At 67.2% G+C, this 4,900-nt stretch carries 5 protein-coding genes and 1 pseudogene; 1 reads left to right on the top strand and 5 read right to left on the bottom strand.

The features are described 5' to 3' along the window. From JFB92_RS24205 to JFB92_RS27125, 4 genes and pseudogenes are all read right to left on the bottom strand, one after another. The coding region (locus tag JFB92_RS24205) for a glycoside hydrolase family 15 protein (protein ID WP_233163754.1) at nucleotides 1–750 on the bottom strand (750 nt) is incomplete at its 3' end. Nucleotides 751–828: 78 nt separating this feature from the next. Beyond that, entirely contained in the window at nucleotides 829–1,089 is a 261-nt protein-coding gene (locus tag JFB92_RS25920) for a hypothetical protein (protein ID WP_233163758.1), read from the bottom strand. A gap of 71 nt (nucleotides 1,090–1,160) precedes the next feature. Continuing rightward, nucleotides 1,161–1,367 carry a hypothetical protein gene (locus JFB92_RS25925; RefSeq protein WP_372451690.1) on the bottom strand — a complete coding sequence of 69 codons (207 nt, stop codon included), beginning with the start codon at nucleotides 1,365–1,367 and terminating at the stop codon, nucleotides 1,161–1,163. A 37-nt stretch (nucleotides 1,368–1,404) separates the two neighbouring features. Further along, nucleotides 1,405–1,842: pseudogene (locus JFB92_RS27125) on the bottom strand (transposase family protein); the annotation flags it as partial. Nucleotides 1,843–2,664: 822 nt separating this feature from the next. Between JFB92_RS27125 and JFB92_RS24215 the strand changes: the two are divergent. Then, nucleotides 2,665–3,036 carry a hypothetical protein gene (locus JFB92_RS24215; RefSeq protein ID WP_199044446.1) on the top strand — a complete coding sequence of 124 codons (372 nt, stop codon included), beginning with the start codon at nucleotides 2,665–2,667 and terminating at the stop codon, nucleotides 3,034–3,036. Nucleotides 3,037–3,083: 47 nt separating this feature from the next. On the opposite strand, the gene dacB is transcribed toward JFB92_RS24215, so the two are convergent. After that, nucleotides 3,084–4,667, bottom strand: a complete 1,584-nt coding sequence (dacB, locus tag JFB92_RS24220; protein WP_199044449.1) for a D-alanyl-D-alanine carboxypeptidase/D-alanyl-D-alanine endopeptidase — start codon at nucleotides 4,665–4,667, stop codon at nucleotides 3,084–3,086. Nucleotides 4,668–4,900 lie beyond the last annotated feature (233 nt).

A 4,900-nucleotide genomic window follows, 5' to 3' on the forward strand; every position in this document is an offset into this window, starting at 1 on the left:
GATCTGCTCGGGCAGCGAGGTGGTGGCGGCCGCGACGATGCCGCCGGTGGGCGCGTAGGTGAGGGCCTTGAGGGTGACCAGGGAGCGGCGGACGGCTTCGCTCCAGGGGCCGTCGTAGCGGATGCGGCCGGTCCATTCGTTCCAGAACCGTTCGGTTCCGGCGAGGGCGGCCTCGGGTTCGACGGGCGTGGGGGTCGGCAGGTGGGACAGCTGGTGGGTGAGCACGAAGGGGACGCGTTCGCCGGCGGTGACGGTGAACGCGGCGCGGCTGTCGCCGTCCTCGTTCTCGAGTTCGACCGGTGTGGACAGCCAGGCGGCGTCGGCTCCGGCGATGGCGGCCAGTTGCCCGTCGACGGTGCGGATCCACGGTTCGCTGCGGCCGTAGCCGAATCGCAGGCGCAGGTCCATGCTCATGCGGACGCTGCCGGTGACGCCTTCGACGATGCGCACGATGTCGGCGACCTCGCCGCGCAGCGGCATGAAGTCGATGACGCGCACGGTGCCGTCGGCGGTGTCCCATTCGGTCTCGAGGACGAGGGTGTCGCCGCGGTAGCGGCGCCGGTCGGCGAGACCTCCGGCTGCGGGAGCGATGCGCCAGCGCCCGGATTCCTCGTCACCGAGCAGGGCCGCGAAACAGGCCGGGGAGTCGAACCGCGGAAGACACAGCCAATCGACCGACCCGTCCCGCCCCACCAGAGCGGCGGTCTGAAGATCGCCGAGTATCCCGTAATCCTCGATGCGAAGTGCCATAAGGGCACCCTGCCACACAACCACCCTCCGCGCACCCTACTGAGGAGCGCTTCAAGCACAGGAACCTCGGCGGACCCGCTACATCCGACCGAGCTTCGTCTCGATCGACTCGTAAGCGGCGTCGAGATAGTCATCAGCCACGAACTCGGCCAGTTCCGCGGCGGTCATCAGGCAGTCCTCTGCGTCCGAGGGCTCGCAGTCGGCCTTGAACGCCTCGTCCGGGTAAAACTGATAAAATACAATAAGGACATAGAAGTCACTCTGGACTGTTGCATAGACACCTTTCTGATTCGGTGTCCGTTCCCCGGGCTCCCCAAATGCCGTTACCTCGCCTTTCACCCACGGCGAGTCTCCTTCCAGCTCAATCCTCAAATCAGGCGTGCTGCTGTCATTGAGGTTTTCCGGGCAACTCATGCGGCACTTTGAGTGACGGTCTTGAGTTGGCGCGGGCGTTCGATGTTGAAGAACGCCAGGCAGGCGCGGGCGATGGTGCCAATCCGCCAGGGATTGAGCCCGATCTTCTGAAGGCATCCGAAGCGGACCTTGAGATCGGCGTTGGCTTTCTCGGCCAGGGCGCGCAGTGCGCCGAGGACCTCGGTTGTATTGACGCTGGTCAACCGTCAGCTTCCCGCCCTTGAGCTTCTTGTGGCCGCAGCGCACGGCGGGGAAATCGCGGAACTTCTCATACCCCAGATCCACCAGGACCAACAGGTGCTCATCTTCGGGGACGCCGATGTTGAGCAGGGCGATCACCTCTTCGACACCGGTGTGGTGCGCGGCGGTGGTGTCGTGTTCGCGGCCCGGCCGGGCCTCGCCGATCCACAGCGGGTGCCCGTCGGGTGCGGAGATGACCTGGAGGTTGACCCCGTGTCGAAACTTCTTCCGCTCATCTCTCAGTTCTCCAGAGTGTTCACTGCTGAATCGACGGCCCGCTCCCGTCCAACCGGGTTCTGGGGTGGGCCGGACAAGCGCGTGCCGGTTCGGGCCAGACGACGGGGGTCCTCCTCGACTCGGGGCGCCTTCCGGGGAGTGATGGGGCCGTGACTGGTTCACCTTCCGGCTCAGGTTACCAATCGGACGCACGGTGTGCATGCCACGCGGAAGTGAATGCGTGAACCAAAGGTCACAAGTCGGATGCGGAGGAGTCTGGACGGTTTTGCACACGAAGGTGTGTCGCGCTTGTGAGACGTCATAGCGTCATGCGATCCTTGCGGAACGTGCCATTGGCACGCTCCGAAGTACAAAAATGAATACTCATCACTAACCAGCGGGCCGCCGTCACAGTCGGCAAACTCGATCGGCGGCCCGCACCGTACCAGGAAGGAAACCTCCCGTGGTCTGCGTTAGCGTACGTCAAAATCGGGTGCCCACGCCAGAGCGAAACACCCACACGTCCACCCGAATGCGGGTGATCGGCGGCAAACCCGCCGATCCCCATGATCCTGGCCCGTATGGGTCTCCAGGTTGGTACCAGGACCGGCGCACCGGCCGTCATCGACGGGGAGAGCTGCCCGATCCGCTGGCTCATGCGCCCTCGGAGGCACCGCACCGGTTCGACCCGCTCCGCGAGTCGGCCTGGGACGACTTCCTGGCCGACTCGGAACCCCTTGCCGCCGCTCACCGCGAGCCGTTCGGCCGCCCCGGACGTCAGACCGCGTTCGAGCGCGAGGCCGGAGGCGCACTGCTGCTGTGGGTCCGCTTGGTCCAGTGGCTCCTCGCGGTCGTCAAGGCCCTGAACTCCCCATCTGAACCTGAGCAAGCGACTCAACCGGCTCCTGCTCGGCGGCCTCAACCGTTCCCCAGTGCCACGCCTACCTTGCCCGGGCAAGTCGGGCGGAGTGACAGCGCGCGGAGCGCAACTGCCATGGCCCGTGCCCTGGCCGGGGCCCAGCGGGCCCGTGCGGGGGTCGTCTCATGGGCGTAGGACGCACAGCTCCGCACCGGGTTCGGGCCGCCTACCTTCGGGCCCTGCAATCGATTCCGCTGTCGGTCCGGTCGATCTCGGCGCCGGTTCCCGAGGTGCTCACCGTGCTCGGGCAGGCCGAGATCGGTGACCGGCTCGTGCAGTACGGGACCGTGACGGAAGCACCCAGACTCTGGGTTGCCTTTCCTGGCCTGACTCCGCCGGTGTTCGGGTTTCTGACCGGACTGGTGTGCGGGGAACCGGAACTGCGGGTCACCGACGTCGGGCACCTGGCTTGGACCCGCGAGGCCGGGCGCACCGAAGCGCTTCTCCGCCACGGCCTTGAGGTCTGGCGCGAGGAGCGGCGCTGTTGCGAGGGATAGGGCCCCGGCCTTTCGGCCGGGGCCCGTCGTCGGGTCTGGTCAGGAGGTCAGCAGACGGCCGGTTCGACCCAGGTGCACTCGAGTTCGGGTTCGGCGTCCTCGTTCAGCCCGCCCTCGGGGGCCTCGTCGGTTTCGCTGAAGGTCGAGAACTCGGATTCGGTCGAGTCCTGGCTGTGGCCCGCGATGGCCGCGGCGATCTGGTCCTCGATGTCCTTGACCGTCCACCACAGGTAGTCGTTGAGCATGACGCTGAAGACCAGTTCGCGGCCGTCGGCGTCGGTGGCGTAGCCGGACAGTGCCGAGACGCTGGTCTTCGAGCCGGTCTTGGCGTGGACGTTGCCCGCGGCCGGGGTGTCGCACATGCGGCCGGCGATGGTGCCGTCCTCGCAGGCGATCGGCAGCGCGCCGTACCAGGTGTCGAACCAGGGGGCATCCTTGGCGCCGACGAGGAGGTCGGTGACCATCGTCGGGGTGACCAGGTTGTGGCGGGATACGCCGGAGCCGTCGACCTGCCGCACCGGGCCGGTATCGACGCCGTACTTCTCGATGCCCTGGTACACCCCGGCCTTGCCGGTCGCCCAGGTGCCTTCGCCGGACAGCTCGTAGCCGATGGTCTTGAACAGCGCGTTGGCCATCGAGGCGTTGGAGGGTTTGAGCAGGTCGACCGTCAGTTCCGACAGCGGCGCCGAGTGGTGCTCGGCAACCGTCCGGCCGTCCTCTTCGGGCGCTGTGCCGCCGCGGAGGTCGCCGGTGACGTAGACGCCCTCGGCTTCGAGGGCGTTCTCGAACACGTCGGCGGCCAGCAGCGCCGGGTCGATGACCGCGCGGGTGCCGTAGGTGCCGCCCGAGTCGGCGGCGATGGTCCCGGTCAGGCGGATGGTGTTCTCATGGTCGTCGCGGTTGATCGCGACCGAGGTGTCGCTTCCGGCCTCACCGGTGGTGATCTGGTTGTCGATGGTCACGTAGTCGGCCTCGGGGACCGTGGTGATCTGCGCGGGGTCGCCTTCGCCGTCGCCGGGGTCGACGAAGACGCGGACGGTCCCGGCGTTGTAGTCGTCGCCGGAGGCGACGGTCAGCGCGGCGGTCTCGTTGGCGTACAGGTACTGCAGGTCGTCCCAGCCGTATTCGGTGCCGAGGCGTTCGTCGTCGAAGGCGGAGTCGTCGGCGACCAGGTCGCCGACGACGACCTCGACCCCGCTGTCGGCGATCTCGGCGGCCATCGCCTCGAGGTCGGCCTGGAGGAGGGTCGGGTCGCCGCCGCCTCGCAGGTACAGGTCGCCGTAGACGACGCCGTGCCGGGGCCGGTCGGCGGTGATGGCCTGGGTGGTGAAGGTGTAGTCCTCGCCGAGGACTTCGAGGGCCGCGGCGGAGGTGGTGAGTTTGATGTTGGAACCGGAGTCGATGCGGGTGTCGCCGTTGTGGTCGTAGACGGTCTCACCGGTGTCGGCGTCGGCGACGACCACGCCTGCTTGGGAGTCGGTGAGCCTGGGGTCGGACAGGATCTCGTCGAGCGCGTCGGCGAGGGTCTGGTCGCCCGTTTCCTGGGCTTGCGCGACAACGGTTCCGGCGATGCCGATCGCGCTCGCGGCCGCGATGGCGACCGCGCCTGAGGTTATGGTTCGCTTTCTCACATCGTGAGTCTATTCACCGATATCACTGCGCTCAATGCGTGCGTGAGGTTTGTCTTATTCCGCCCGCAGGGGCAACCTTCGCGGTGAAGCGGGGGCATACCGCTGGTCCGCGGCATGCCCCGCGCCGCTCGACGGTGCGTAGGGGAGACTATTCCACATTGACATCCTCTCCGCCCTAATGGACGGAGATTCCCGGCTTGCGGGCCACTGGAGCAGCCCGGCTACGGATGGGT

Origin of the sequence: Glycomyces salinus (assembly GCF_016428645.1) — a bacterium.
Classification (GTDB): Bacteria; Actinomycetota; Actinomycetes; order Mycobacteriales; family Micromonosporaceae; genus Glycomyces; species Glycomyces salinus.

Bases quoted from the DNA above. Each gene is read 5' to 3' on its own strand.
- JFB92_RS24215 (WP_199044446.1), top strand. From the start codon at position 2,665: ATGGGCGTAGGACGCACAGCTCCGCACCGGGTTCGGGCCGCCTACCTT.